Origin of the sequence: Paenibacillus borealis (assembly GCF_000758665.1) — a bacterium.
Taxonomy (GTDB): domain Bacteria; phylum Bacillota; class Bacilli; order Paenibacillales; family Paenibacillaceae; genus Paenibacillus_AQ; species Paenibacillus_AQ borealis.
Genome location: NZ_CP009285.1, coordinates 7,112,654 through 7,139,467, shown reverse-complemented (window position 1 = coordinate 7,139,467; position 26,814 = coordinate 7,112,654). Strand labels below are relative to the sequence as shown.

Annotated in this window: 25 protein-coding genes; 11 read left to right on the top strand and 14 right to left on the bottom strand. The window is 53.9% G+C overall.

Features of this window, described 5'->3' with window-relative positions; translation table 11 throughout:
- Nucleotides 1-187: 187 nt before the first annotated feature.
- From PBOR_RS30090 to PBOR_RS37845, 9 genes are all read right to left on the bottom strand, one after another.
- Entirely contained in the window at nt 188-2,419 is a 2,232-nt protein-coding gene (locus PBOR_RS30090) for a helix-turn-helix domain-containing protein (protein ID WP_042217597.1), read from the bottom strand.
- A gap of 186 nt (nt 2,420-2,605) precedes the next feature.
- Nucleotides 2,606-3,256: a DUF1989 domain-containing protein gene (locus PBOR_RS30085; RefSeq protein WP_042217595.1), complete on the bottom strand. Its 651-nt coding sequence runs from the start codon at nt 3,254-3,256 to the stop codon at nt 2,606-2,608.
- Nucleotides 3,257-3,280: 24 nt separating this feature from the next.
- On the bottom strand, nt 3,281-3,964 hold the full coding sequence (locus PBOR_RS30080; protein WP_042217593.1) for a cyclase family protein: 684 nt from the start codon (nt 3,962-3,964) through the stop codon (nt 3,281-3,283).
- A gap of 33 nt (nt 3,965-3,997) precedes the next feature.
- Nucleotides 3,998-5,812, bottom strand: a complete 1,815-nt coding sequence (locus PBOR_RS30075) for an adenine deaminase (RefSeq protein ID WP_042217591.1) — start codon at nt 5,810-5,812, stop codon at nt 3,998-4,000.
- 3 nt (nt 5,813-5,815) lie between these two features.
- Nucleotides 5,816-6,097 carry a EutN/CcmL family microcompartment protein gene (locus tag PBOR_RS30070; protein WP_042217589.1) on the bottom strand — a complete coding sequence of 94 codons (282 nt, stop codon included), beginning with the start codon at nt 6,095-6,097 and terminating at the stop codon, nt 5,816-5,818.
- 16 nt (nt 6,098-6,113) lie between these two features.
- Nucleotides 6,114-6,866: a hypothetical protein gene (locus PBOR_RS30065; protein ID WP_042217586.1), complete on the bottom strand. Its 753-nt coding sequence runs from the start codon at nt 6,864-6,866 to the stop codon at nt 6,114-6,116.
- Between the two features lie 8 nt (nt 6,867-6,874).
- Nucleotides 6,875-7,156, bottom strand: coding sequence for a BMC domain-containing protein (locus PBOR_RS30060; RefSeq protein ID WP_019908484.1), 282 nt, complete (start codon nt 7,154-7,156; stop codon nt 6,875-6,877).
- 240 nt (nt 7,157-7,396) lie between these two features.
- Nucleotides 7,397-7,825 (bottom strand): BMC domain-containing protein, encoded by a 429-nt coding sequence (locus PBOR_RS38670; RefSeq protein ID WP_081972253.1) that lies wholly within the window; start codon nt 7,823-7,825, stop codon nt 7,397-7,399.
- 67 nt (nt 7,826-7,892) lie between these two features.
- A complete protein-coding gene (locus PBOR_RS37845; protein ID WP_042217584.1) occupies nt 7,893-8,615 on the bottom strand; it encodes a hypothetical protein in 723 nt (240 codons plus the stop codon).
- 59 nt (nt 8,616-8,674) lie between these two features.
- On the opposite strand from PBOR_RS37845, the gene PBOR_RS37840 reads away from it, so the two are divergent.
- Together PBOR_RS37840 and PBOR_RS37835 are read left to right on the top strand one after the other, a co-directional pair.
- Nucleotides 8,675-8,941 (top strand): hypothetical protein, encoded by a 267-nt coding sequence (locus PBOR_RS37840; protein ID WP_157764168.1) that lies wholly within the window; start codon nt 8,675-8,677, stop codon nt 8,939-8,941.
- A 44-nt stretch (nt 8,942-8,985) separates the two neighbouring features.
- On the top strand, nt 8,986-9,285 hold the full coding sequence (locus tag PBOR_RS37835; RefSeq protein ID WP_042217581.1) for a hypothetical protein: 300 nt from the start codon (nt 8,986-8,988) through the stop codon (nt 9,283-9,285).
- A 714-nt stretch (nt 9,286-9,999) separates the two neighbouring features.
- Here the strand turns inward: PBOR_RS37835 and PBOR_RS30040 are convergent.
- The 3 genes from PBOR_RS30040 to PBOR_RS30030 all read right to left on the bottom strand — a co-directional run bounded on the left by PBOR_RS30040 (nt 10,000) and on the right by PBOR_RS30030 (nt 12,710).
- On the bottom strand, nt 10,000-10,266 hold the full coding sequence (locus PBOR_RS30040; RefSeq protein ID WP_042217579.1) for a BMC domain-containing protein: 267 nt from the start codon (nt 10,264-10,266) through the stop codon (nt 10,000-10,002).
- Between the two features lie 51 nt (nt 10,267-10,317).
- Nucleotides 10,318-11,661: a UbiD family decarboxylase gene (locus PBOR_RS30035; protein ID WP_042217577.1), complete on the bottom strand. Its 1,344-nt coding sequence runs from the start codon at nt 11,659-11,661 to the stop codon at nt 10,318-10,320.
- Between the two features lie 293 nt (nt 11,662-11,954).
- Nucleotides 11,955-12,710: a helix-turn-helix domain-containing protein gene (locus PBOR_RS30030; RefSeq protein WP_042217576.1), complete on the bottom strand. Its 756-nt coding sequence runs from the start codon at nt 12,708-12,710 to the stop codon at nt 11,955-11,957.
- Between the two features lie 327 nt (nt 12,711-13,037).
- Here PBOR_RS30030 and PBOR_RS30025 point away from each other — a divergent pair, with 327 nt between their 5' ends.
- The 6 genes from PBOR_RS30025 (at nt 13,038) to PBOR_RS30000 (ending at nt 20,298) form a co-directional block, all read left to right on the top strand.
- Nucleotides 13,038-14,174, top strand: coding sequence for a BMP family ABC transporter substrate-binding protein (locus PBOR_RS30025; protein WP_042217575.1), 1,137 nt, complete (start codon nt 13,038-13,040; stop codon nt 14,172-14,174).
- Between the two features lie 132 nt (nt 14,175-14,306).
- Entirely contained in the window at nt 14,307-15,869 is a 1,563-nt protein-coding gene (locus PBOR_RS30020; RefSeq protein ID WP_042217573.1) for an ABC transporter ATP-binding protein, read from the top strand.
- Nucleotides 15,862-16,908: an ABC transporter permease gene (locus PBOR_RS30015; protein WP_042217571.1), complete on the top strand. Its 1,047-nt coding sequence runs from the start codon at nt 15,862-15,864 to the stop codon at nt 16,906-16,908. Before PBOR_RS30020 ends, PBOR_RS30015 begins: the two co-directional genes overlap by 8 nt.
- Nucleotides 16,905-17,840, top strand: a complete 936-nt coding sequence (locus tag PBOR_RS30010) for an ABC transporter permease (protein ID WP_039307290.1) — start codon at nt 16,905-16,907, stop codon at nt 17,838-17,840. The genes PBOR_RS30015 and PBOR_RS30010 overlap by 4 nt, the downstream gene beginning before the upstream one ends.
- Nucleotides 17,841-17,940: 100 nt before the next feature.
- Nucleotides 17,941-18,897 (top strand): nucleoside hydrolase, encoded by a 957-nt coding sequence (locus tag PBOR_RS30005; RefSeq protein WP_042217569.1) that lies wholly within the window; start codon nt 17,941-17,943, stop codon nt 18,895-18,897.
- Nucleotides 18,898-18,900: 3 nt separating this feature from the next.
- A complete protein-coding gene (locus PBOR_RS30000) occupies nt 18,901-20,298 on the top strand; it encodes an ADP-ribosylglycohydrolase family protein (protein WP_042217567.1) in 1,398 nt (465 codons plus the stop codon).
- A gap of 104 nt (nt 20,299-20,402) precedes the next feature.
- Here PBOR_RS30000 and PBOR_RS29995 read toward each other — a convergent pair whose 3' ends face one another.
- Together PBOR_RS29995 and PBOR_RS29990 are read right to left on the bottom strand one after the other, a co-directional pair.
- Nucleotides 20,403-20,957 carry a UbiX family flavin prenyltransferase gene (locus tag PBOR_RS29995; protein WP_042217565.1) on the bottom strand — a complete coding sequence of 185 codons (555 nt, stop codon included), beginning with the start codon at nt 20,955-20,957 and terminating at the stop codon, nt 20,403-20,405.
- 192 nt (nt 20,958-21,149) lie between these two features.
- On the bottom strand, nt 21,150-21,500 hold the full coding sequence (locus PBOR_RS29990) for a hypothetical protein (RefSeq protein WP_081972252.1): 351 nt from the start codon (nt 21,498-21,500) through the stop codon (nt 21,150-21,152).
- A gap of 210 nt (nt 21,501-21,710) precedes the next feature.
- Between PBOR_RS29990 and PBOR_RS29985 the strand changes: the two genes are divergently transcribed.
- The 3 genes from PBOR_RS29985 to PBOR_RS29975 all read left to right on the top strand — a co-directional run bounded on the left by PBOR_RS29985 (nt 21,711) and on the right by PBOR_RS29975 (nt 26,726).
- Nucleotides 21,711-23,252: a response regulator transcription factor gene (locus PBOR_RS29985; RefSeq protein ID WP_042217562.1), complete on the top strand. Its 1,542-nt coding sequence runs from the start codon at nt 21,711-21,713 to the stop codon at nt 23,250-23,252.
- A gap of 108 nt (nt 23,253-23,360) precedes the next feature.
- Nucleotides 23,361-25,178 (top strand): cache domain-containing sensor histidine kinase, encoded by a 1,818-nt coding sequence (locus PBOR_RS29980; RefSeq protein WP_042217560.1) that lies wholly within the window; start codon nt 23,361-23,363, stop codon nt 25,176-25,178.
- 3 nt (nt 25,179-25,181) lie between these two features.
- Nucleotides 25,182-26,726 (top strand): response regulator, encoded by a 1,545-nt coding sequence (locus tag PBOR_RS29975; RefSeq protein ID WP_042217558.1) that lies wholly within the window; start codon nt 25,182-25,184, stop codon nt 26,724-26,726.
- The last annotated feature ends 88 nt before the right edge of the window (nt 26,727-26,814 follow it).

Sequence of the window (26,814 nt, the reverse complement as noted above, 5' to 3'; positions counted from 1 at the left end):
CGGCCGGCTGGAACAGGAACTGGAGTTGAACTGGAACTGAAGTTGGAACTGGATTGGGACGAGAAATAGAACTAGGTTTGGACTGGAACGGGAGCTGGAGCTGGAGCTGGAATTGGAACTTACTATAGTAGAACTGCCGCAACTGCCAGCATTGCCGGAACTCCCGGAAAATTAATGAGTCAACTATCTAAGCATTCTTCGAACGCCGGTAATCGGTAGGGGTCGTACCGAAGCTGCGCTTGAACATCCGGTGCAGATAAGAGCTGCTGGTGAAGCCGCAGCGCTCGGCAATGGTAGTTACAGGGAGGTCGGTATTCTCCAGCAGAGCGCATACCTCACGCATCCGCACCTCCAGAATGACATCGACGATACTGTTCATGGTCTGCTGCTTATAGAGGCGGCTGATGTAGATCGGGGACATATCCAGCTCATCAGCAATCTGATTGAGGCTCAGATTCGGCTTCATATAATTCTCACTGATCTTGCTATTGATGAGGCAGATCAGATCATGCTGCTTAGAGTTTTTCTTCTCGGCCAGCTGCTCCCGCATGGACGTGAAAAGAGCGGAGAAGGCCTCCTCCAGCTCAGCAAGGGTCTCGATCGAATCCAAACAGGGCAGGCCGGCAGAACCGTCATTCTGTAAGCGATTACGCTTGTGAACGGCATTCACGATCTCCCTGACCGTCACGCTGAGTCTGGATACGGTTAACTGCACCGTCTGGAAGGGGAAGGCTTCCGTCTCCCGGATAATGCTGCTGAACTGCCCGGCAGCGTCCTCCAGCTTGCCGCTCAGCAGCGCATCGGCCAGCTTCTTCTCCTTGTCAGTAGGATAATGATACGTACTGGACTCAAGAGCACATATGTTCTGGGCGTTAATGATACAGCCATGTCCGTAGAACAGGCGGTGATTCGATGCTTCCCGAACCTGCATGTAGAGCTGGTGCAGCTGGCCCGCGTTACGGTCAATATGGCTGTAGGTGAGTGTCAGGCTTAGCTTCAGATAATCGGAGCAGGCCTGCTGGATCTGCCGGAGCAGCGCCTCGATCAGCCCGGTATCCGTATATTCCACGGGATCGATAATGTTCAGCAGCACAAGAATGCCGTCATCGTTCATATCCACCGTCTCGACCCGGTACGTCTGGCCGCAAATTTCCGAAGCGATGTTCATAATGGCAAATTTGGAGGCCAGCAGGTAGGAGGAACGGGCTTCCCTGAACTCTTTGTAGTGATCAATCCTCAGCAGGATCAGGCGGAAATCATCATTGAAGGTGAAGTGAATCCCGAGCTGGCGCAGCTTCTCTACCTGTTGAATAGATTCCAATGGCTTCAGGCCGAGAATCAGATCACGCAGTGTATTTTGCCGGATCATGAACATGCTGTCGCGCTTCTCCGTTTCGAGAATATTCATCTCGCTGACAATCCGGTCAATCGGCAGATATAGTCTTCTGGACATGATCCAGGAGAGGCCGATCCCCGCGACCAGTACAAGCGCTGCAATAAGCAGGGTGGCGTTACGGATATTATTGGTCTGCTTCGTGATGTAGTCATATGGCGTAATGCGCACATATTGCCAGCTTAAGTCATCCGGTGCAGTATAAGAAATTAGCGAATTTACCCCTCCGAAGGGCTCGATGAAATACCCCGCCTCCTTGCCCTTGATTCGCTGCTCAATCCATCCCGCTTCCTCCGGGGAGAGCTCCTGCTGCTGCAGGCTGTTGCCGGACAGGAAAGCCCCCTGATCGTCCAGAATGTAAGTGGCGCTGGCAGAATTAATAGGACTGGTGATTTCCTTGTTGATCCAGGGGGCAGAGATATTGACGATTACCGCAGAGTTGATAGCCCGGTCCCAGCCGATGGCATCCAGACACAAAAAAGTATAAGCACGAACCTGGTCATTCTCCCGCGCACCATTGGAATACACTCTGGGAATCGGTGTGAAAGCCTTATAGTCCTGATAATGGCCGAGGATATCCAGAATGGGGGTGTCCACCAGCTCTTGCTCAGTAAATACACCGTTCTGTCCGTGGGAAGAGGCGATGTACAGCTGTCCGCTTTTGGGATTATAGACATAGATAGACTCAATGTAAGGCATGGAGCTCAAGTAATTGCCCAGCTCGGACATGGCGGCTGTGACATCATAGATATCAGGCTTGTCGTAGAACACAATTTTGGAGATCGTACTGTTGCGGTAGATTTGAAAAGAAAGCGATTGCGCAGCATCGGTCATGTTGACGACTTCCCTGCTGGTCTGCGTGAGGTTGCCGAGGTCGGATTGGAAGGCTTGTGTCTTTTCCACACCGATATAGTAGTTGTAATAGATGATGGTGGAAACGAGAAAGGTTAAGGAGACGCAAAGTGTAATACTGACTAATAATCTGCTGTACAGTGCTCTTTTATTGCCGATTTTGTTCAGTCTCATAAACAGCCCCCTGATTCACTGTGTACTCTGGCGGTACCGGCCTTATCTATATTGTTCATAGTACGATTATAAGCTTCATACCCTGAACGGGACAGTAGAGCAAGGTTACAACAGTGAACAGGATGGAGAATCCGGCAGTGAACAAATGCAAGATTTGTGTACAAAAGCTACCAGAGAAACGGATGTTTAGCGGTAGGGAACGTCACGGTGAGACGGATGTACAGCCGGAGCTGGTTCAGTAATCTGCATCATCAGCGGGGTGACCTTGAAGCCGTTGACAGGAGCCAGATCCTGCGAGCAGGAAGAGAGGGCGACGATCACATCGGTCAGCGCCAGGAGGGCAACATAATCACCGGGCCGGGAGAGCGGCTCTTCAATGACATAGTCGAGATGCTCATCCAGCGCATTGTTCATGAACCAGTTGATGGGATCGGGCAGCTCCTTGTGGCCCAGCTGATATTTATGCAGCGCCTTCTGCAGGTTGTCATGGCAGTTCGGATGTTCCTCCAGCCCGAAGTCGATCTTATAGCGGTAATAGTCGCATGCCGGGAAAAAGAAATCATGCTTGCCCACGGTATCCTTCGTCAGCTGCATAAGCGGTCTGCGGCGGTTGCTGTAGAGGCCGTCACCGACCTTGAGCCGGATGCTGCTGAGCGAGGATCTCATGTGTACGGGGGAGACATGCTCATCAGGGTCCTCAGCATTGAAGCAGACGAAATCGCCCACCTGCTTGCCCTCGGTATCGATGATGTAGAGCGTTTGGCCTTTGCGTACCCGCGCGCTTCTTCCCTCATAGGCCGGTACGAGGATTTCTTCAATAACCTTGTCTGTGGTCACGGTACATTCACCTGCCTTATCTGCTTATTCTATGAATACTGCGACGGCACGGACAGGGGAACCGGTACCTCGGCGGATGCGGAGCGGAAGTCCGAAATACAGGAAACGCCTCTGGGCGATCAGATGCAGATTGCAGAGATTCTCGGTATTGGTCATCTGGTATTCCCGGCAGATCAGATGTCCGGAGAACTGCGGGTCCAGCGGATTGTCGATAGAAGGCGCATCAATGCCGATGTTGATAATTCCCTGCTTCGCCAGCCATCCGGCCGCTTCGTAATCGAGGCCGGTGTAGCGGGTAAGCCATTCTTCGGTGCCGTAGGCGCGGTTATAATGCCCGGTGTACAGCAGCACAATATCGCCTGTATCCAGATGGAGATGGTCCTTGCGCAGCGCCTGTTCCAGATCAGGCCGGGTAATGTAGGCATCCGGTGAAATATGGGACAGGTCCAGGCAGACAGCCGGTCCGTAAAAATACTCCAGCGGCATCTCATCAATCGTCGGTCCGTGCGGATCATATTCATAAATCGCATCGCTGTGGGTAGGGCCGTGCTCGTTAATCAGCAAGTTGTTCGTGGCGAACTCGAAGCCGAGCTTGTTCTTACTCTCTTCATGGCTCATATTGGGAAAAATCATCGTCTTCTGATGCGGCGGAAAGACGGGCATTCCCTGATAGATTTCCTGCGAGAGATCAATCACTTGAATCCCCATGGGGCGCACTCCTTTCATTTAGTAATGCCGGCTTTAGGCGAGCGGCGGCAGCACGGTGAAGGCATCGGCGTCGATCAGGCCGACGTCGGTGATTTTCCAGGCCGGGCTGGTGACCAGCGACAGGAAGGAGAGATGCATGAACGGAACATGCAGTGTACAGCCCAGCTCCTCGCGGGCCAGCCGGTGCAGCTCGGTAATTCTTGCGCTCATCTCTTTGCCGGTCAGCTCATCTGTCATCAGTCCGCCGATGCGCAGCGGCAGATCGCCGACCACCTTGCCGCCTTCAATCATGGCGATGCCGCCGTCCATAGCGATGACCCGGTTGACCGCAGTCACCATATCGGCGTAATTGGTGCCGGTGACGATAATATTATGGGTGTCATGCGCCACGCTTTCGGCGATGGCGCCGGTCTTCAGCTTCATGCCGCGGACGAAGGTTTTGCCGATCTTGCCGCTGCGGCCATGCCGTTCTACGACGAGCAAGGGCAGCAGATCGTCCTGGACCGAGGGCTGCACCACGCCATCCTTCACAGCGGTGGTATAGATGCCGGAGCCGGTCAGATTCTGGTCGGGGATGACCTCGATGGCGCGGACCCGGACGGTTCCTTGAGCGCCTTCGGCGGAGAGGTATAGATCTTCCGGCTTAACCGGTTTGCGCTTCACAGACTTTTTAACGGAGTCCGGATAGATATAGGAGGGGATCTCGCGCGTCAGCTCGCCATCACTGGCAACCTTGGCTCCGCTGATATAGACCTCGGCAATGGTCATGTTCGTCAGGTCGCTGATGACGGCGATATCGGCCTTCTTGCCTGGAGCCAGCACACCGATATCCTGGAACCCGAAATGGGTAGCCGGATTGATCGTGGCCATCTGAATGGCCTCAACCGGATCAATGCCGACCGCGATCGTCCGGCGTACGATATCATTCATATGACCGTGCTTCAAAAGATCCTCGGGCACCATATCGTCGGAGACCAGGATGGCCCTACGAGAGTCCATTCCTTCCTCCGTGATCGCCCGGATGCACTCCGCCATATTGCGCTGTGAGGAGCCTTCGCGCATAAATACACTGACCCCGTAGCGCAGCTTCTCCATCATTTCTTCCTTGGTTGTTGTCTCATGGCAGGAGACATGGCCTCCACCGCAGATGATGTGGGCAGCCAGCTCCGGGCCGGAGAGGCCGGGGGCGTTGCCCTCAATGCTTTTGCCGATGGATTTGGCATAGGACACGGAAGCGAGCAAATCATCGATCAGGTAAGGGGCGTTGCGGTATACGGGATGGACATTGCTGAACCCCTGCAGCTCACCGATTCCCTGAACATAGTCGTCATTCAGCAGCTCCTGCATATCCTTGGAGCCGATATCTGCACCTGCGGTTTCAAGGCCGGGCACATCGGGTGTAAGGCAGGGAACGGTGAACAGCACGCGGTTCGGCAGAGTCTTCGCTTCTTCAATCATCGCTTTCATGCCGGGTACGCCCAGGACATTGCCAATCTCATGAGGATCGGCGACCAGCGTAGTTGTTCCTGTTGGAATCGACAGCTTGGAGAACTCCGTAACCGTCAGCATCGCACTTTCAAAATGCATATGTGAATCGATAAAGCCCGGACTGATGAATTTGCCGCGCATATCCTCTACTACTGTGGACGGCCCGATCAGCTTATCGGCCTGGCCGACAAGCAGAATCCGGTCGCCTTTAATAGCTACATCCCCGGGGTAGATCTCCCGGGTGATTACGTTGATAATGTAGCCGCCCTTCAGTACCAGGTCGGCATGAAGCTGCCCTGAGAGCAGCACATCAATCATCCGCCGCCGCTGAATCGCATCTTTGATATCTGTAGTCAGCATAATCTACAAGCCTCCCGCTCTGGGACAATCCACACTATCCACGATTCCGACAATCGCGGCATCTACAGGAGCATTCGGATGCATCGTCGCCCTTGAAGCCACGCTGCCCACTGCATAGATAATGGTCTCTCCGATGCCTGCCCCTACAGTATCAACCGCAATAACCGGCTGCCCCGCAGGAGTATTATCGGGAAGAATGGGCTGCACGATCAGCAGCTTGGCACCGACGAGATTCTCATCTTTGCGCGTAGCTACGACGTGTCCTGTAATGATTCCCAGCTTCATGTGATCGTCACCTCTTCTATTCAAATCCTGCATGGATAATCTCAATTCCGTATTGCCGGGCCGTGTCCCTGGCCAGTGGGGTAATCACTGCCGGACCATTCAGAGTGATGGAGGTTCTGGCCAGCTTGACAGCCTCAAGGATATCCTCCTCAGTTAACACCTGCTTCCTGGGCGGTACAGCACTGGAAGACAGCCAGCTTCCGGGATCGGCCGGAGACAGCAGCTTAATCCCGTATCCGGATAGGGTGGCTACCATACTGCGCATATTCTCTTTCAGCAGCGGACTGGCCTGAGATAAACCCTGCTCGCTCCAGCGGTAATGCTCCGGCTCCGCTCCGAGCGTAAGCGCGCCCACCGGCTTGCCGGCACATAGGTTCTCGACAATCAGTCTCACGAAGGGATGTCCGGTATCCAGCTGAACGAGCCGGGACAGGAGCGACAGCGATAGTACAGGGATCAACAAGGCGTCAGCATCGGCAGGGGAGAGTTTATGGACCTGCCCGGGGGGGATCAGGTCATCTACTCCGGTACAGCGTGCCAGTTCTCCGGCGCTTCTTGTCGAGAGCAGATGATCTTCCGCCCATAAGCGCAGCCTGAAGTTACCTGTGCTTAAGCCCCGCACCGCAGCGTAACCTTCCTCCATACCGATAAAATGGCCGGCCAGCAGCACCAGCACCCGGGGATACGCTTCATTCAGCGCTGCTGATCTGGACCGGTAAGACAATCCCAGCAGGGCATTCTCCGCAACTGTGCTATGCCGGCTGTCCATAGGGGGACTTATTCAATGCCTTTGGAGAGCAATGCACGTTCCACTTCACTGTGCGGGCGGGGAATGACATGAACGGACACCAGTTCTCCGACCCGTTTGGCGGCGGCGGCTCCCGCATCCGTAGCGGCTTTTACCGCACCGACATCACCGCGCACCATAACAGTAACGAGTCCGAACCCGATTTTTTCATACCCGCAGATTTCTACGTTTGCTGCTTTAACCATTGCATCCGCTGCTTCAATTGCGCCTACCAGACCTTTAGTTTCGATCAATCCAAGTGATTCTCCCATTATAAAAACCTCCAATAATTTAGTTGTATTTCAGAAATGTCCTGTGGTAAACGAGACGTGCAGCGAGGGGATAAGACAGATAAACAGATAAGCAGATAAACAGATAAACAGATAAACGAATAGTTCGACAGAGGGATAGATGGATGACACATAGATATAGGGATGTGATGGATAGATTGATGAATGGATAGACAGACACACACAGATGGATAATTAGACAGATAGATCGACAGTTAGTGCTTACTCACGTTCTGGCAGATCCGGGGCAGTGGTGTTCGCCCCTCCGGTTATGTCAGTTTGATCAGCTTCAGCAGGGTTGGCAGGTTCGCTTCCGTCAGACTTAGTTCCGGCGTCTGTCGTCTTGGTGTTTGCCGGCAGGCCCGGCAGGAATCTGGCCAGTATTTTGTTGTTCACATCTTCGTGGGCCTTGGCGATGACATGAGCGGAAATGACTGTGCCTATCCGCCGGGCTTCGGCTTTGCCTGCATCTACCGCCGCACCGACCGCAGCAACATCACCGCTTAAGTGAATGGTTACACCGAGTGAACCGCCGACGCCGATAACCTTCTCGACGGCAATCAGCTGCACATCCGCCGCTTTCAGGGCCGCATCTGCGGCGGAGACGGCAGTGGTATATCCGAGAGTCTCTATCAATCCGAGTGCCTGCATCTCCGGCACCTCCTTTGTTAGTTCAGGGGTTTAGTCTTTAGAGTCACTTGGCGACATGACTGCTATTTCAAAGTTGCTGCTGGTCTGCAAGGCGCGTTAACCCAGGCAGTACGCTTGCCAGCTGAGCGGAGGTTCCGCTGATTATGCAGTAGCTGCGCTCGGCGCGGAGGCTAAGGCCGGCATCCGGGTAACGGCTAAGCAGCCGTTCCGCGAGGCCGATACTGCTCCAGCGTGAAGCGGCATCGATTACGGCAATGGCATCCTGCTGGCCTGCAGCCAGATGCCGCCGCAGCAGCGGACCGGGCTGCAGGCTGGTGTATACCCGGACCCGCCGGGCGGAATCCCGCTGCAGGATCCCGGTCAGCTCCGTCAGCAAGCGGGCCAGCTTGGCGGGATCGTTGCTGAACAGCTTAAGCTCAAATCCGCTGCCGGCAGGGTGCCAGCTGATGTCTGCCTCAAGTGCAGAGTCACCCCCCAGCAGCTCTTCCGCGGCGAACAGCTGGCCCGGAAGGCTGACTGGAATGCTCAGCACACCTGCCGAGCTGTAGCTGCGGCCGTCAGTGCCGAGCATTCCGCGAAGCCTGCTGCTGATTACCGGGAACAGCCAGGCATCCATATTGTCATCCCGGAAGAGAGAGACCGGGGTGTCCGGCGAATCAGTATTCCGGTCATATGGCATTTCCGGTGAATCCTTGATCTGAATGGGGCCGGCCCCGGGGATACCGCCAGACCGGCAGGGAGAATTTCCGGCTGAATACTTGCCCGAATGCTGGGCGCCGGCTGGAATCAAAGACTGCCCACTCCCGGAAGATTGCCTGCTCCCGGCAGGCAGGGTGCGCAAGAGCAGAGGTGAGAGGCAGCGTTCAGCGAAACTCTGCGGCTCCCCCCGGACAGTTCCTGCCGGAGATCGTACGGTATCCGCGTAAGCAGCAGGCTGTTTCTGCGATTGGTTACCGTTGCGTTGCTGTGCAGCCTCATCCGGCAAACGGGCTGGTGTATGCGGTGCGCCGGAGTGTCCTGGTGATCCCTGTGACTCTGGTGATACCGATGACTCTGGTGAGCCGGGCAGGCCGAGCCATTCGAGCCGTTTCCCTGCTTGGGCCTTCTGATAATTGATCCGCTTGAACCCGCCGGGAGGCTTCGGGCATTCCCGGATACTTGTGCAAGTATCCGGGCAGCCCGCCTGCTTGCTTGCAGAACAGGAAGAGCCGGCTGAATCAGCAGCCGGAGCAGAAGACGCAGCAGAAGCAGAAGCCGGAGCAGAAGAAGCAACAGGAGCAGCAGGAGCAGCCGTAGTAGTCGGAGCAAAAGAAGCAGCAGGAGTAGCCGTAGCGGAAGAAACAGAAGCCGGAGCGGGAGCAAAGACAGAAGCAAGTGCCGGAGCTGGAATAGGAACGGTAACGGGTGAAGTAACGGTAACAAGTGGAGCAACGGAAGTGAGAGCAGGAGGAGCAGGGTGATTTCGCTCCAGAACCTCGGCAACAATGCTCTTCATGAAATCGGACACGGGTAATCACCTCCTAAACTAAGTATTAATGCAGTGCAGTATAAGTCTACTTAAGTCAACTCATCAGACAATTCTTCAAACAACTTGGTTCGTGTTGTTCTCACGCAGAGAAGTGCTGCCAAGTGGAAAATGCACACTAATTACGGGAAGAATCCTATATATATAGGCTGTATAAGTTTATAAGCTGAACTTGAGGCACTAACGAAAATCCTGTACGAAATACAACATTTCCCTCGTGAAATCGAGCTTAATCCGAAATTGTTGTATAAAAGGCAACAATCTTCCCATATTCAAGCTGCCAAGCGGACAATTGTTGTATTTCATACAACAATCCTTAGAAATTCCCTAGTATCGAGGTATCAAAGTTGTAAAACGTACAACTTTTAGGCCTGTGCTTAAGGATGTGCTTACAGATGTGCTTAGAGTTGTACTTAAGTTAGCTCGCTCGGCTGCCGGGCGGCGGGCCGGAGAGCAGAGCGTAGTCCTCCGGTGGAGTACCACATGTATAAACAGCGTATCTTCACCGTTATTTGCATTCAGCCGCAGAACGTTTCGGGCAGTCCATGCTACCCGCCCTTTATAACCAAGGCTTGCTCCGGTCACCGCTGATTTGCAGCCTGTTTAGCCATAGTCTTAGGTGCATGCATAGTTATATAGTTCAATCTATCTACAGCAGCATCCGCGCCAGATCCGGGTGCGGCCGCGGAATCACGTTGGAGGAAATCAGCTGCCCTCCGGCCCGCGGGCAGGCGGCGATGCCGGCTTCCACGGCTGCCTGGACTGCGGCGACATCCCCTTCGACGATAACCGTTATAAGTCCGGAGCCGACGCGTTTGAAGTCGACGAGCTTCACATTTGCTGCCTTGCACATCGCATCCAGTGCTTCGAGGGCCGGGGTTAGCCCCCGGGTCTCGATCAATCCAATCGCTTGCATAATCCACCTCCTGTTAAGCTAAATTGTGTCTCGATGATCCGGCTTCTTCGTCTATAAATAACTGGCCAGTTCAATTTCCTCCTGGCCGGGGATGGAGGTCCGCCGGTAATGCTCCGCTTCAGCCAGCGGGAAGGTGGCGTCGATGCCCATTTTGGCGGTGACGCCACGCAGGTTGTGCGAGGGCTCAAGCGGCGAACCCTTCGCTCCAGTGACAATGAAGGTGTCCAGGTCAGCCTGGACACGGGTGGCGATCGCCCACTCCACATCAAGCGGATCCAGCAGGTTGACGTCCTCGTCGACAACGACCACATGCTTGAGATCTTTGTCGCCGGCGAAGGCGGCGAGCAGGGCGGTTTTGCCGTCGCCTTCCTGCACCTTCCGGATGCGGATGACCGCATGATAACGCCCGACGCCGCCCATCGTGATGTGAACATCTTTGACACCGGGCACTACCTGGCGTACTGAGCCCAGCAGGGCAATCTCGCGTGCAATCGCCATCGGCAGCTTCTCCTCATAGCTGGCCGGGAGAATGGTCTGCCAGACCGGATTGTTCCGGTAGGTGACAGCGGAGAATTCGACGACCGGCTGCTCGGTGCGCGGGCCGTAGTAACCGCCGAGTTCGCCGAACGGACCTTCCGGTTCACGGACCCGGGGGAGAATCCGGCCCTCGAATACAACCTCGGCCTCCGCCAGTACTTCAAGATCGACCGTCTTGCAGCGGACCACCTCCAACTGCTGGCCGAGCAGAGCGGAGGCGACCTCCAGCTTATCGGCATGGAACAGATGAGTGCTCACCTGGGAGGCGAGTACCACTGCCGGGACGATGCCGAACATAAAGGCCGCTTCCATCGCCGCGCCGCGCTCCTCGAATTCCCGGTACTGCTGGAATAATTCAGGGGAGGAGATCAGGATGCTGGTGCGGTTGCCGTCCAGCAGCTGCATCCGCCGGATGGAGGTATAACGCTTCTGGCCGTCTGCGCCTTTAACGACCATCACCCCGGAGACATAATAAGCTCCGCTGTCCAAGGCGTTATAGGTACAGACCGGAAACAGCTCGCGCAGGTTAATCCGGCTCGTAATTACGTTCTCCTGTACCGGAGCCTGTTCACGGTTCTTCGTCGCCAGCGGATGAACGACGGCCTCGATCAGCCGTGGCAGCAGGTCTTCAGGCTGCATGCCCATACTCTCGGCGAGCAGCTCTTTGGAGCCGCCAAGACCGGCAGCCATCGGGACGGAATAGCCTTTTACCTTCTGGAAGACCATAGGCTGGCGGCCCTTTACTGCCTTAATAACGGCTCCGAGCTCGAACTTGGGGTCCACCTCCTTGCGGATCCTCAGCAGTCTGCCGCTGCGTTCCCAGTGCTCCAGCAATTGCCGCATATTCATGAACGCCATCCAGGCTGCACCTCCTTCACCTCGTTAATTGTTGTACTGCACACCGTTGTAAGCTTCAGCGTGCCTTGACTTGCAAACCTTCCAAAAAGTGAATAAAAAAAGAAGCCGCAGACATAGAGAAAAAAGATTCTCTAAATCGCGGCTTCCTTCATTCTGTGAACAGAAATGGGGCAAACCTTATATTGGGGCAGCGGATCTGGATATAATCGGGATCAGCCGGTATAAGTCATCATCACGTAAGCTTAAATTCCATTATAGTGAAAAAAAGCGAAAAGTAAATGACTAATGTTATATTACATGACTCTGCTTCTGATGCGGAAAGTACGCGGTGAGAGTCCGCTCTCTCTTTTGAACATATTGCAGAATTGGGCATCATTGACGAATCCGGCAGCGGAAGAGACCTCGGAAATATGCATTTGGGTATGCAGCAGCAGAGATTTGGCATAATCCAGGCGCTTCAGTACAAGATAACGGTGCGGAGAATGTCCAAATCTTTCCTTGAACAGATGCCGGAAGCGGTCGTAGCTATAACCGGACATTTCTGCCAGAGAGGTCACGGAGAGCTTATGGCGGTAATGCTCATTCATATAATTCAGCACGTACTGCATCTGATCCTCTGCCGGGGAATGGAAATCTGAGGCGGCGAGCAGTCGCTGCAGATACACGGTAATTTCGCTCATTTGCAGATTCAGCAGCTCGGCGAACCCGTCGCGCTTGCGCTTGAATTCCGCATTCATCCGCTGCAGGGTCTGCAGTACGGTATGCTCCTTATCATCGTCAAAAACACCGGATAGTGTATTGATAATGGGGTTGCCGCAGTGGAAGCCGACGAACAGCACCTCCGGGCTGGGCTGATGATTCTCGTCATGCTTGAAGCCCGCCGGAATCAGGCCAAAGGTGAAGGGCCGGAAATGATAGCTGCGCGGTCCAATGCTGCAGGTCCCATGACCATGGATATAATACACAAGCTCGAAACATTCATGTTGATGCGGGGGGATATACGTATTTGCTTCATGCTCTGCATTTACAATATATAGAACACGGTCCATGATGAGCCTCCCTTTATCGTCATTTAGCCGAATCGTACAAAAAGATGACCGAAAATATATAAATATTTATCTTTTCTTTTGTTATGATCTTATCAATTAAACCGAAGATTCTCAACTGGACTGGCCATCTTGTTCGGATTTATGCGGTTTTTTCGAGAAATGTAACATGAAATGTTTGGTTTTCAAGGTAAATTGCTTGTTTTCAGAATTTCAACCGACTTTTATTCATGCTGCCCGATGCTACCCGTTAGACAAAACGTGTAATTGGAACTTTATGCTATTTTATCAGCGTTGATCTATTACAAAACAGGGGTGTGAACTTAGAAAATGAAAAAGAAGATGCTCGCTTTATTGCTGATGGCGGTTATGGTACTGGTCACTGCATGCGGAAACAACACGTCCGGCAATGGGAATGCGGTCAACTCAGGAACAAATGCTGAAGGCGGAGAGGCTGCTGCAGGGGACAAGCTCAAGGTTGTGCTGCTTATTCCGGGAACGCTGGGCGACAAGTCGTTTTTTGATGCGGCGAACAGCGGCCTGCAAAAAGTGAAGGACGAGCTCGGCGCCGAAACGAAAGTGGTTGAAATGGGCGCAGACAAGACGAAATGGGAACCTACCTTTAATGATATTGCTGCTGAAGATTGGGATGTTGTCATCTCGGGCGGCTCGGAAATTACGGAAATGTTCAATGCAACGGCTGAGGCGAATCCGGATAAAAAATTCATCAATTACGATACCGATATCGATGAAGCGCCCGAAAATATGTACAACATGTCGTATTCGACCAATGAGGTCTCTTTCCTGGCAGGAGCAGCAGCCGCACTTGCGACACAGTCTGATATGCCGAATGCCAACCCGGAGAATGTGATCGGGTTCCTGGGCGGGATGGATATCCCGGGCATTAATGCTTTTCTGGTGGGCTACATCCAGGGTGCACAGTATGTTGATCCGGATGTGAAGGTAGCGGTATCCTATGCCGGAGATTTCGTTAACCCTGCCAAAGGCAAGGAATTGTCGCTGATCCAGTACAACTCCGGGGTGGATATTATTTTCAATGTAGCCGGTGGTACGGGACTGGGAATCTTTGATGCAGCTAAGGAAAAGACAAAGTATGCTATCGGTGTCGATTCGGACCAGGCGCTGCTGCTGAAAGATACGGATAGTGAAAAAGCAAACCTGATTATCACTTCCGCGATTAAAAAGATCGACACGGCCATTCTCGGCGCAGTGAAAAAACTGCAGGACGGGACGCTTGAGATGGGCAAACGCGATGTACTCGGCTTCGTTGAAGACGGCGTAGGCATTGCTGAGAATGATATCTACAAAGAGGTATTCCCGGCGGATCTCCAGGCCAAGGTGGAAGAAGTGAAGCAGAAGCTGATCAATAAGGAAATTACCGTCGACAATGCGATGGGTATGGAAACCGCTGAAGTTGAAGCGATCCGCAATGCCGTGAAACCTTAAGACCATCTATTAAAGATAGCTTTATACAATGATATTGGCTTATGCAGCTCCGCAGTTGGAGGCTCTTCTCTTAGGGAGAGCTCCAGCTGCCTATTTTTGCAGACCACCTAAGTTGAAAGGCGTTGATGACCCATGGCAAATGCTCTGCTGGAAATGCGGGGAATCACCAAAGTATACCCGAACGGCGTTGTTGCCAATAAGGACGTCGAATTCTCCCTGCGGGAGGGCGAAATCCATGCGGTTGCGGGAGAGAATGGAGCCGGTAAATCGACTCTGATGAAGATCATGTTTGGGATGGAGGAGCCGAGTGAAGGCGCGGTCTATATCCGGGGAGAACAAGTGAAGCTGCAGTCCCCGCAGGACGCAATTGACCGCGGCATCGGCATGGTTCATCAGCATTTCATGCTGGTGCCTTCTTTTACTGTGGCCGAAAATATGGTGCTGGGCATGGAGCCGCGAAAAGGTGTGGGCTTCGATGCTGGCGAAGCGGTGCGTCTGACGGAGGAGACAGCGCGCAAATATAACCTCTCGGTAAACGCCAGGGCTAAGGTGGAGGATCTGTCGGTCGGCATGAAGCAGAAGGTGGAAATTCTGAAGGCTCTGGTTCGCGGGGCCAAAATCCTCATCCTCGACGAGCCGACCGCCGTGCTGACTCCGCAGGAAACAGAGGAGCTGTTCCATGAGCTGCAGCAGCTTAAGGAGCAGGGGCACACCATCGTATTTATCTCGCACAAGCTGAAGGAAGTTAAAGCGATCTGTGACCGGATTACCATTATGCGCGGAGGCAGGAGCGAAGGGGTCTTCCAGACCCGCGAAGTGACGGAGCAGGAAATTTCACGGCTGATGGTCGGCCGCGATGTCGTGCTGAAGTACGACAAGGACAGCATTCCGCACGGCAAGCCGGTGCTTAGGGTTGAGCAGCTGGCTATTTCGGACAGCCAGGGCAAAGCACTCCTTGCGGAGATAAGCTTCTCGGTCCGCGAAGGCCAGATTGTCGGCATCGCCGGCGTCGAAGGAAACGGGCAGACGCAGCTGATTGAAGCGCTGACCGGCGGTCTGCGCGGCGTCTCCGGCAGTGGGGCGGTAAGTGTACAAGGGACGGATATCCGCGGGCTGGATATTCTGGGCATCCGCAGCCTGGGCGTGTCTTATATCCCGGAGGACCGGATGCGGCAGGGCTCCGCCGGAGACGCCAGCATTGCCGACAACCTGATCTCTACGCGGTACCGTTCGAAGGACATGAATAAGGGGCCTTTTCTCCACAGCTCTAGAATTGCTGCTCTGGCGTCATCGCTGGTAGAAGAATTCAAAGTGCGCTGTTCCGGCACCCGGCAGCCGGTCGGCATGCTGTCCGGCGGCAATATGCAGAAGGTGGTCGTTGCAAGGGAGTGCTCCACGAATCCGCAGCTGCTGATCGCCGAGCAGCCAACCCGGGGCGTGGATATCGGGGCCGCGCAATTCATTCATCAGAAGCTGCTGGAGCTGCGCTCGGGCAAATGCGCCATAGTTCTGGTATCGGCAGATCTGAATGAAATTCTGGAGCTGAGCGACAGTCTTCTTGTGATGTACGAGGGGCAGATCGTTGCGTATTTCGATAATCCTTCTGCCGTGAGCGAGGAAGAGCTGGGACTCTATATGCTGGGAATTAACCGGCAGGACAAAGAGCAGACCGGGAGGGCCTTAAATCATGTTTAGAGTAAAATATTTTGAGGCGGTCCGGACGGCAGCGGTTATTGTCATTGCGCTGATTATCGCATTCCTGATCATCTCGCTGGTCAGTGACCAGCCGCTCAAGACGATTGGCATTTTCCTGCTGGAGCCGTTCTCCACCAAGGGGCATATCGGCAATGTCATTGAGATGGCCATTCCGCTGATGTTCACCGGCCTTGCCGTCTCGCTGCTGTTCCGGGCCAATATGTTCAACCTGGGTGCGGAGGGGATCTTTTATTTCTCCGGTGTCGTGGCCTCTGTACTGGCGATTCATCTCAGCCTGAACAGCTGGCTGCATCCGCTGGTGGCGATATTGGCAGGCTCTCTCACAGGGGCGCTGCTGTCAGCCATTCCCGGAATTCTCAAAGCGAAGTGGAATGCCAATGAATTGGTAACTTCGCTGATGTTCAATAACATCCTGTTCGGGGTGGGGCTATACCTGCTGAACTATCATCTGCGGGATGCCAAGGCCTTCGCCAACGTTTCGTTTAAATTCGAGAAAACTGCGCAGCTGAGCAAGCTTTTTGCAGGCACACGGATTCATACCGGACTTATTATTGTATTGGTGCTGATCGTACTGGCCCATCTGTTCCTCTACCGGACCAAGTGGGGCTATGAGCTGCGGATGACAGGCGTCAACCGGGAATTTGCCCGTTACTCGGGCATGAAGACCGCCAAGGTTATCATTCTCGTGCATCTGATCGCCGGGTTTATTGCCGGGATGGGCGGCTCGGTGGAAGTGCTCGGGATGTACAGCCGCTTTCAGTGGACGTCTTTGCCGGGCTACGGCCTGGATGGTGCCCTGGTGGCGATGCTGGCCAAGAACAATCCGCTTTCTGTCATTGTCTCTGCGCTCTTCCTGGCCTATATCCGCATTGGAGCCGATCTGATGGCGCGGCTGTCCGACGTACCGTCCGAGATGATCTCGATCATTCAGGCTGTGATCATCCTGCTGATTTCGGCTGAGCAGTTCCTCAAGTTCTGGAAGAACCGCATGCTGCTGAAGGAGGCGAAGGAAGCATGAACAGTCTGCTGGATGTCATTCTGACGACGGATTTTGCCTTCTCTGTACTGCGTGTGACAACGCCTATCCTGTTCGCTGCACTGGGAGCGCTCATCTCGAACCGTGCCGGAATCATCAACATCGGGATGGAAGGGATTATGCTGGTCTCGGCTCTGGCCGGTGTTATTGTCAGCGCCTATACGCATAGCGCCTGGGTCGGGCTGCTGGGTGCGGTATTGTCGGGAACGCTGATTGCCGGGATTTTGGCTTTTTTCACCTTGAAATTCAAGACGCATATCATTCTCGGCGGTGTGGCGATTAATATGTTCGCTTCAGGCGGAACGGTGTTTATTCTGTATCTGCTCAGCGGGGACAAGGGTTCATCGACCTCCCTGGCGAGCAAAGTACTGCCGAGTGTGCAGATTCCGCTGCTGAAGGATATTCCGGTGCTGGGTCCGATTCTGTCGGGGCATCACATTCTGACTTATTTCTCGATTCTGTCTGTGCTTGTGGTCTATTATCTGCTGAACCGCACCCCGCTGGGGCTACGTATCCGCTCGGTAGGCGAGAATCCGCATGCTGCCCAATCGGTTGGAGTCAGCGTGGTCCGGATCCAGTACACGGCGCTGCTGCTCAGCGGCTTCTTTGCCAGTCTGGGCGGAGCGTATATGTCGATGGGCTATTTGTCGCTGTTCACCCGGGATATGGTGGCCGGCCGGGGCTGGATTGCGATTGCTGCAGAATCGATGGGGCGGAGCACAACCGTAGGAACAGCGCTGACTTCCCTGTTGTTCGGCGCGGCCGATGCGCTCTCCAATGCCCTGCAGGTGCTGAAGATTCCGGCGGAGCTGATCGCTACGCTTCCTTACGTGGCGACGGTAGTGGGGCTGATTATATACGCGGTCTCGGAGACAAGGAAGAAGAACAAGAAGCTTAAGACGACTGTCAAATAGATAGCTCTATAAGAAGCACTAAAGAAATTAGCGAAAAGCAAAAAGAAGCGTAAGGCTACCTTCGGCTTTTCAATATTAAACATACAAGGGAGCGACAACGATGCCAACACCTATCATAATCGACTGCGATCCGGGGCATGATGACGCGATTGCCATTCTGCTTGCACTGGCTCATCCGGAGCAATTAGAAATCCGGGGCATTACTACGGTTGGCGGCAACCAGGTTCTTGATAAAATCACCGATAATGCACTCAAGGTGCTTAGCTTTGTAAATGCCGATATTCCCGTAGCCAAGGGAGCGGCGGCTCCGCTGCTTGGCAAGCTGGTAACCGGAGAAGCAGCACATGGGGAGTCCGGCATGGACGGCCCCGCGCTTCCGGCCAGCCGCTTCAAGCCGGTGGAGCAGGGGGCAGTAGAATTCATGCTGGAGATTATCCGCGCATCCAAAGAGAAGATTACCCTGGTGCCTACAGCTCCGCTAACGAATATCGCCTTGCTGATTACCGCTTATCCGGAAGTGAAGGACAGGATCGAGAAGATCTCCCTGATGGGCGGCGGGCTCGCCTATGGAAATGTGACCCGGACGGCGGAGTTTAATATATATGTCGACCCGGAGGCAGCGCGGATTGTCTTTGAATCCGGGATTCCCATTGTAATGAGCGGACTGGATGTAACGGATAAGGCGGCGATTTTTGAAGAGGAGATTCAGGAACTGAAAACACGGGGACCCGTATCCGTAATGGTCGGAGAGCTGCTGGATTTCTATTCGATCTACGGCAAAAAGATGGGTTATATCGGCAATGCGCTGCATGACCCGTGCGCGATTGCCTGGCTGCTGCATCCGGAGCTCTTCGAATCGGAGCATCTGCATGTAACAGTGGAAACCGAAGGCAAGCTAACCCGGGGCATGACTGTTGCCGACCGGCGCAAGAAGCCGGAGAAGCCTGCCAATACGGAAGTTCTGCTTGGCGTAGACCGTGAAGCCTTTATTAAGCTGCTGTTTGATTCACTGGAGCGGTTAGACCGCAGGCCTCAGCCTGCGGCGGGAGAATTGTAGCGGATGGCAGGCTGGGAACGTCTGCAGGAGACGGTGCGGCTGGAGCTGCAGCAGCGGATAGAGGAAGGCTGCCAGCCTGGCCGTCTGGCAGAGAAGCTGGCTGCTGCCGGCAGTGATGAGGGCAAGCTCATGGAGGTGTACCGGGAGCTGATGGAGCTTCCCGTGGCCGCTGACTTTCCTTACGAGGAGCCCTCGGATCTGGCGTCGATCAGACGGCTGCGCCCCGGAGGTCCGCGTAAGCTTGTGGTGAATTGGACGCCGGAAGAGTGGAGGGACAGGTTCTATGGAGCGTGGCTTGGCCGGAGTGTAGGCTGTGCGCTGGGCAAGCCGCTGGAATACTGGGATTATCTGTACGGGAAGGACGGCCGTACCGGCTGGGAGAACATTGAATTGTGGTTCCGCGGCGCGGATGCCTGGCCGATTACAGGGTATACACCTGAGTATTCTACGGCCCGGGCGGAATACGGTCTGGGATTAAGCGACTGGTCATTCACCAGTACCCGGGAGAAGATCAGCTACATGGAGAGTGACGACGATATCCGTTATACGGTCCTCGGTCTGATGCTGCTGGAGCAGAAAGGGCTGGACTGGGATTCCTGGGATATCGGCAAGCTGTGGCACGGGCATCTGACCTACAGCCAGGTATGTACAGCAGAAACACAGGCCTATATGAACTTTGCCGGCGAAACCTCCCATCTGCACGGTGAGAAGCCGGAGGATTGGCTGCTGCGGCAGGAGCGGGTGCGCATGCATCTGAATCCGTACCGGGAATGGATTGGGGCGGCCATCCGTGCGGACGCCTTGGCCTATGGAGCGGCCGGGAACCCCGAGCTTGCGGCAGAGCTGGGCTGGCGGGATGCCTCCTTCTCCCATGTGAAGAACGGGATCTACGGCGAAATGTTCAATGCTGCGATGATCTCTGCTGCGTTCGCGGGCCTTGATAACGAGCGGATTGTGGAGATTGGGCTCAGCGAAATTCCGCAGACGAGCAGACTGGCCGGGGATGTGCGGACCGGAATAGCTATTGCACAGGAAGCGGGCAGCGAGCGGGAGCTTGTCAGCAGGCTATGGGACCGGTTCAGCCATTATGACCCGGTGCATACCAATAACAACGCCGCTATCGTCGCAGCTTCGCTTATATACGGCGGCAATGACTTTGAGAAAGCCGTGGTTACCTCTGTCTCTGCCGGGATGGATACAGACTGCAACGGTGCCACAGTCGGCTCCATTATGGGAGCGAAGCTGGGCGCAGCCCGGCTTCCCGCCAGCTGGACCGCACCGCTGAATGATCTGCTGTACGCGGATCTGCCAGGTTTCCACCCGATTGCGATTTCGGACGTTGCCGAACGGAGCTATCAGGTGTTCCTGAAGATCCGTGCGGAGCTGGGGGAGCAGGATTAGCCTGGCTTTCATACATTATTTATCTTAAAAGAACAGGGAAGCCCGCAGCCATGCCACACAGGCTGCGGGCTTCCCTGTTTCGGTAGAAGGCCGGCACAGCCCTCCTAAGCTTCCCCCCAGCGCTTCATCAGCTGATGGTCAATCCCCAGCGCGTCAAGGACGCGGGCATTCATGAAGTTCACCAGCTCCCAGATCTCGGTCGGATGGTTGTAAAAGCCCGGCGAAGCGGGCATGATATCCGCCCCCGCACGGGCAATCCGCAGCATATTCTCCAGATGGATCAGATGGAGCGGGGTTTCGCGCGGAACGATAATCAGCCGCCGCTTCTCCTTGAGCACCACGCTGGCTGCCCGGCTAAGCAGGGTGTCCCCCATGCCGTTAGCGATAGCTCCCAGCGTATTCATTGAACAGGGGATAATGACCATCCCGTCTGTCTTGAAGGATCCGCTGGCCACGGGTGCGAACAGATCCGTATTGGACAGCACGGTGGCGTATCCGGCCAGCTCCTGCATATCAGCACCGCACTCGTATTTCATCACATTCTCTCCGGCGCCGGTGGCAATTACATAAGTTTCGATTCCAAGCTGATGCAGGCTGCGGATCAGGGAATAGGCGTAAATAGAGCCGCTTGCTCCGGTAATGCCGACGATAATTTTCATGGCGGAAGCTCCTTTGAAATGCAGTATTTGTCTGACAATTTAAGTCCCGCCTGCAACAAAAAAAAGCCGCTGAACTAGAGAGACTCCCCCTCTAATCAACGGCTTCCTTCAGTCTGTAAACAGAAATCGGGCGAGCCATAGGCATATTCAGCGCACCCAGAATACAATCCGGATGCCGCCGTGTTCTACTTGTTATTCACTGATTATAATCGTGCTGGCCCAGCCTGTGCCCGGGTCATAGTCACGGAGTACACCGGTCACGGGCAAATTCAATTCATCGGTCAGCTTCTTCCGGAAGATCCGCTTGAACTCCTGATGGAGCGCAGCATCAACGGACTGCTTCAGCTCGGGATAGTTCTCTTCCAGCGCCCGCAGGGCAGTTACACGCTGATGCTTCACGAGGAAGAGGATCATTGATTCGCCGGCGGCGTCAATTCTCAGCTGCGTAACCCCGACCCCATACAGTTCCCTGTGCACTTCATTGTAGCAGCGGGAGAGGCGCTTCTTGAATTCATTAGAGGATAAAAGATGGTTGACCGTCAAGAATATCACTTCCCTGTGTTAGATAATGCCGGGTAATCATAAAATTAACCCTAATTATAGAGAAAATACGCAAAAAGTAAATGATCAATGTTACTTTATATGACTTCAATATTGGATCAAGTTGTAATTCACATCATTGAACTTGTATGTTAGCATTGTTTGTAATTAATCAGCTGACAAAATTTAGATTGGAAGATTGGAGCGGGGTTCATGCTGAAGGTCATGATTGTTGACGATGAACCGTGGGTTCTGGAAGGGCTTAGGACGATGGTTGACTGGGAGAAATCCGGTTACGAGGTCTGCGCCGAAGCGCTCAGCGCTGTGGAGGCACTCCGGATCATTCAGGAGCATAAGCCGGACTTGCTGCTTACGGATATTAACCTTCCCGTAATGAGCGGACTCGAGCTGATCGCTGCCGTGAAGGAAGTGATGGACCCGCCGCCCAGATTCGTTATTCTGAGCGGATATGACGATTTCAACTATGCCCGGACTGCGCTGCGCCAGAAGGTGGACGGCTATCTGCTGAAGCCGGTTGATGATGAGGAGATCGAGGCGCTGCTGTTAAAGGTCAAAGCGATCATTCAAAATGAAATCGCTTCCAGGGATGAGGGCCGTAAGAAGCACAACCTACTGGTGAATAATCTGATCAACCGGTTCATTCAGGGGGAATGGAGCGAAGAGCTGGAGCGTGCAGCGGATAAGCTGATGGAGCTTCAGCCGGGCACGGAGCTGCAATGCATTCTTGCCGCAGCAGTGTCAAGCACAATGGGTCAGAATGAAGGGGATGGGGAAGGGTTCCCCGGTGAGCTTGGTTATGTCTTTCAGGACCCAACGGGCAGACCGGGGCTTATTGTGCGGTGTGCAGGGATGTCCTCCGAAGCGATTGAGGCAGCGGCGGTTCAGGTGCAGAAGACACAGTCGGAGAAGCTTGGAGTTCCAGTGGCTGTAATGATCAGCGGAAGGAGGACAGGGGCGCGTTCCATCCGGGAATTGTACACACAGACTCTTGAGGTCTGGGGGGTGAAATACCGCAGGGAGAAGGGCGGGATTTTCTACTACAATGACCTGAGAAACATGGGCCAAGCTCTGGAATTCGCCGAAGGGCACTTCACGCGTGTATTGGAGAAGGTTAAGGCAGGTGAGTCTGAACAGATTCAGAACTGTGTCAGGGAAGCCTTCGCTGCCATTACGGCCATGCCGCTGAAGATCGATGCCGCCCGGGCTGAGGTAGCCCATCTGGAGATGACCTTATGCCGGAGCATAGCGGAAATGCAGGGAGATCCCGACCGGATCATGAATGCGATGCGGATGGAGTATGGCCCTCTGGGCGGAATGGAGGATTATTACAGGCTGAGCCTGTATGTGGATAGGCTCTGCCTCCAGGCAGCGGCTTATCTGGCTGAACTGCGGGCGGGCAACGAGGGGAATACGATCTATAATGTCATCCAATACGTGGATCTTGAATTCCGTAACAAGCTGCAGCTTCAGGATATCGCCAGGCAGTTTCATATGAACTCGGCCTATTTGGGCCAGCTGTTCCGTAAGGAGACGGGGCGCAGCTTCAGCGATTATCTGAATGAGAAACGGATTGAAGCGGCCAAGGGCCTGCTTAAGCGCACCCAGCTCAAGATATCGGATATCGCGCTGCAGGTGGGCTTTTCGAATACGGATTATTTTATCGACAAGTTCAAAGCGAGGGTGGGTTCTTCACCTTCAGTCTACAAGAATGCCAATAAGAACAAGCAGCTATGAGATAACCCCACAAAGTGGGGCTTTGGCTTCGAAGGTTACTCAGGTACTTTGCGGGGACCCCGAAATCTTATAAATTTTATAATGATAAGAAAGCCGGGTGCATAAGGCATGTGGAGAAAAAGATTTAAATTCACGACAATTGTTAACGATATCCCGCTTAATTATAAGTTCTACCTTATCTACATTGTAGGTGTGCTGCTGCCAATAATGGTGCTCAATTTAGTATTTCTGGACCGGATTACGGATCTCATTAAATCCAGAGAACAGCAGAACCTGGAGATTTCCCTGGAGCGGGCGCGCAAGGATATTCATGATTTCATCGAAGGGGGGGTCTCCGTCGGCTACGCCCTGTCTACGGATAAGAACCTGTATGAATTGCTGGACCGCACCTACACGGACTCCATAGAATTCTATAGCATGTTCGACGAACAGCTGCGGGACCGGATGAACAGCTACATGCCTGTCAACAACCAGCTGGAACGGATCAGCATTTACACAGATAACCGCACCATTGTGTCCGGCGGGAACTATCAGGTCATGAACGATAAGGTATGGGCAAGCGACTGGTACAGGCAGGCCAAGAAAGCAGAAACCCAGGTGTTTGTTACCGCTTACCGGACGAGTGAGAATAAGAACCTGGCGTCATCGATCCCTACGCTAAGCGTTGTTGAAACGATGGATAATTACAGCAGTTTGAATAAGTATGAGAAGGTGCTGCGGATTGATCTGGACCTGAACGAAATCTATGACATTATTGTGCGCGAAAAAGATTACTTAAGCCTCTACCTCATCAATGAGCAGAACAAGATTGTCATGGCAGCAGACAGCGGCTATCAGCGGCTCACCGAGGAGCCTTATCCCGTATTCGATCAGCTGGGCGACGGTCAGAGGGAGGATGTGCAGGTAGTGCCTGTGGGCACGGCCAACTATCTCAAGGGCTGGAGAATTGTCGGAATCACCCAGGGGGAACGGATCACGCAGGCCATTCTGGATATACGCCTGTACGCGGCTGCGCTGGCAACAACGATTACGCTGCTGACCAGCGGGTTCATCTACATTATGCTGCGCTCCTATAATTACCGGGTGAAACGTCTGTCGCGGCATATGCAGAAGGTGTCTAACGAGAAGTTTGAGCTGATCGCCATCGATGAGGGGCGGGATGAAATCGGCGGACTGATCCGTAATTTCAACGGGATGACCTCCACAATCCACTCGCTGATCAACGATGTGTACAAGCTGGAGATCCAGAGCAAGAACCTGGAGATGGAGCGCGTCAGGGCGGAGCTGAACTTCCTGCAGAGCCAGATGAACCCCCATTTCCTGTTCAACACGCTGAATGCGATTCTGGTGGTCTGCACCAAGAACAAATATACCGATGTTACGGATATTGTGAAAAGCCTGTCGAAGCTGCTGCGCAGGCTGCTCAGCTGGAAGGAGGATCTGGTGTCGGTGCAGGAGGAGATCACCTTCATCGAGATGTATCTCAAAATTGAGAAATTCAGGTTCAGGGATAAATTCGACTACGTATTTGAGATTGATGAGCAGTCCCTGAAATATAAAATCCCGAAGCTGAGCATGCAGCCGCTGGTTGAGAACTCCTGCAAGCATGGCCTGCAGACGGTCGAAGGGCTGGGCATCATCCGGGTGACAACGGCAGTGCTGGACAACCGGCTGCAGATCACTGTATCGGATAACGGCAAAGGCATCGAACCGGATAAGCTTAAGGAGCTGCTGTTTGCCATCCGCAATGAGAATTCCTCAGGGGCCAATATCGGGATCCGTAACGTATACCGCAGGCTGGAGCTGTATTATGCGGATCAGGTGCGCTTCGAGATATCCAGCACACCGGGGCTGGGGACCGTGGTCACCTTTGGCATTCCCCTCAGGCTGCTTGAGCTGAATCATCCCTTGGAAGGCGAGGTGTAACCCGTGAAATACAAAGTATTATTGATTGATGATGAGCCGAGTGCCCTTGAAGGCATGCAGCTGTGGATTGATTGGGAGGAACTCGGCTTCGAATTGTGCGGAACCTGCGGCAACGGCCGGGAGGGGCTGCGGCTGATGAAGCAGCTGCAGCCGGATCTGGTAATTACAGATGTGAATATGCCGCTTATGAATGGTCTGGAGATGATAGAGGCCTGGCAGCAGCAGGATGCAGTCAGACCCAAGTTCGTGATTCTGAGCGGCTACAGTGAATTTGAATATGCCCGCACAGCCATCAGCTACGGAATCAGCCACTATCTGCTAAAGCCGGTCTTTCCGGAGGAGGCGGCCGAGGAGTTGCGGGAAATTCATCAGGAGCTGGAACAGGAGGAGAGCCGCAGAACGATTCATGAGATTGCCTCTGAAGAGGAGGTGGCGGTCTTGATTAGAGCACTGCTGTACGGCAAAAAAGCCGAACCGGTGCTTCAGGAGCTGCTGGATGGCCTGCCTGGCTTTCAGGGAATCGGCGCCTGGAACCTTTGTCTGATTCAGACTGCCCCGGAGCTGTATGCAGAGCTGCGGGGCAGGGCGGCTGCGCTGCTGACTGCGTATCTGGCCATGGTGATGATGGATCTGGAAGCGGGCATGCTCGGGATTGTATATGGTATACCGGCAGACAGCCGTGATGGCAGTGCAATAGAAGGGGGGCTGAAAAGCCTCCGGCAGGAGTATAGCAGTGGACAGATCTATATGGCAATTGGAGCACCGGAGACCTCCTTGCCGGATATCGCGGAGAGTTACCGCAGTGCCAAAGAGGCTTTACTGCATTTCTTTTATCATCCTGAGCATGCCGGGGTTATGGTTTACCGGGAGATAGAGGGCAATCCCTTCAGCTATCATTATGACCACATCCGTCTGATGGATGCCCTGCTGGATTCTGTTAATCTGCTGGATGCGGACAGTTACCGTAAGGCGCTGGAGGAAGCGGAGCACAGCTTCCGTGCACAGCATGTGGCGCCGGAGGTGGTGAAGAAATTTGTGATTCATCTCATGTACCGGATCTCCGAACTCGCGGCCGGGGCGGAAGATAGTGGTGTAGAGCAGGGGGCTGCAGTCTTTGGAATTCCGGAGATCCAGCAGGCGATGCTTCCGCTGAATGCTTTGCTCAGCCACTTATTATCCTGTGGCGAAATGGCAATAGACCTCCTGATACGTGAGCAGAATCAAAAATCGCATGGCATTGTGCAGGAGATTAACGAGTATATCGGTGCGCATTTTCAGGAGAGTCTGAGCATTCAGAAGCTTGCAGAGGTCTTCTTCCTGCATCCCGTCTATCTGGGGCAATTACTGATTAAGAAGAACGGCATGACTTTCAATGAGCAGCTGCATCATCTGCGGATTCAGGAGGCGGCGGTTCTGCTGCGCGGCAGCAAGCTGAAGCTCTCGGAGATAGCTGAACGTGTAGGCTATGTCAATTACGGCCAGTTTTTGAAACGGTTTGAAAAGGAGATGCACATGGGCCCGAACGAGTACCGCCATGCAAAGTTCTAAACTTTTATGGGGGTATACCTTTAATTCGGTCGTATTTTAGCAGGGTGATCACCTCTATAATTCATATATGTAAGTGCTTACAAATTAA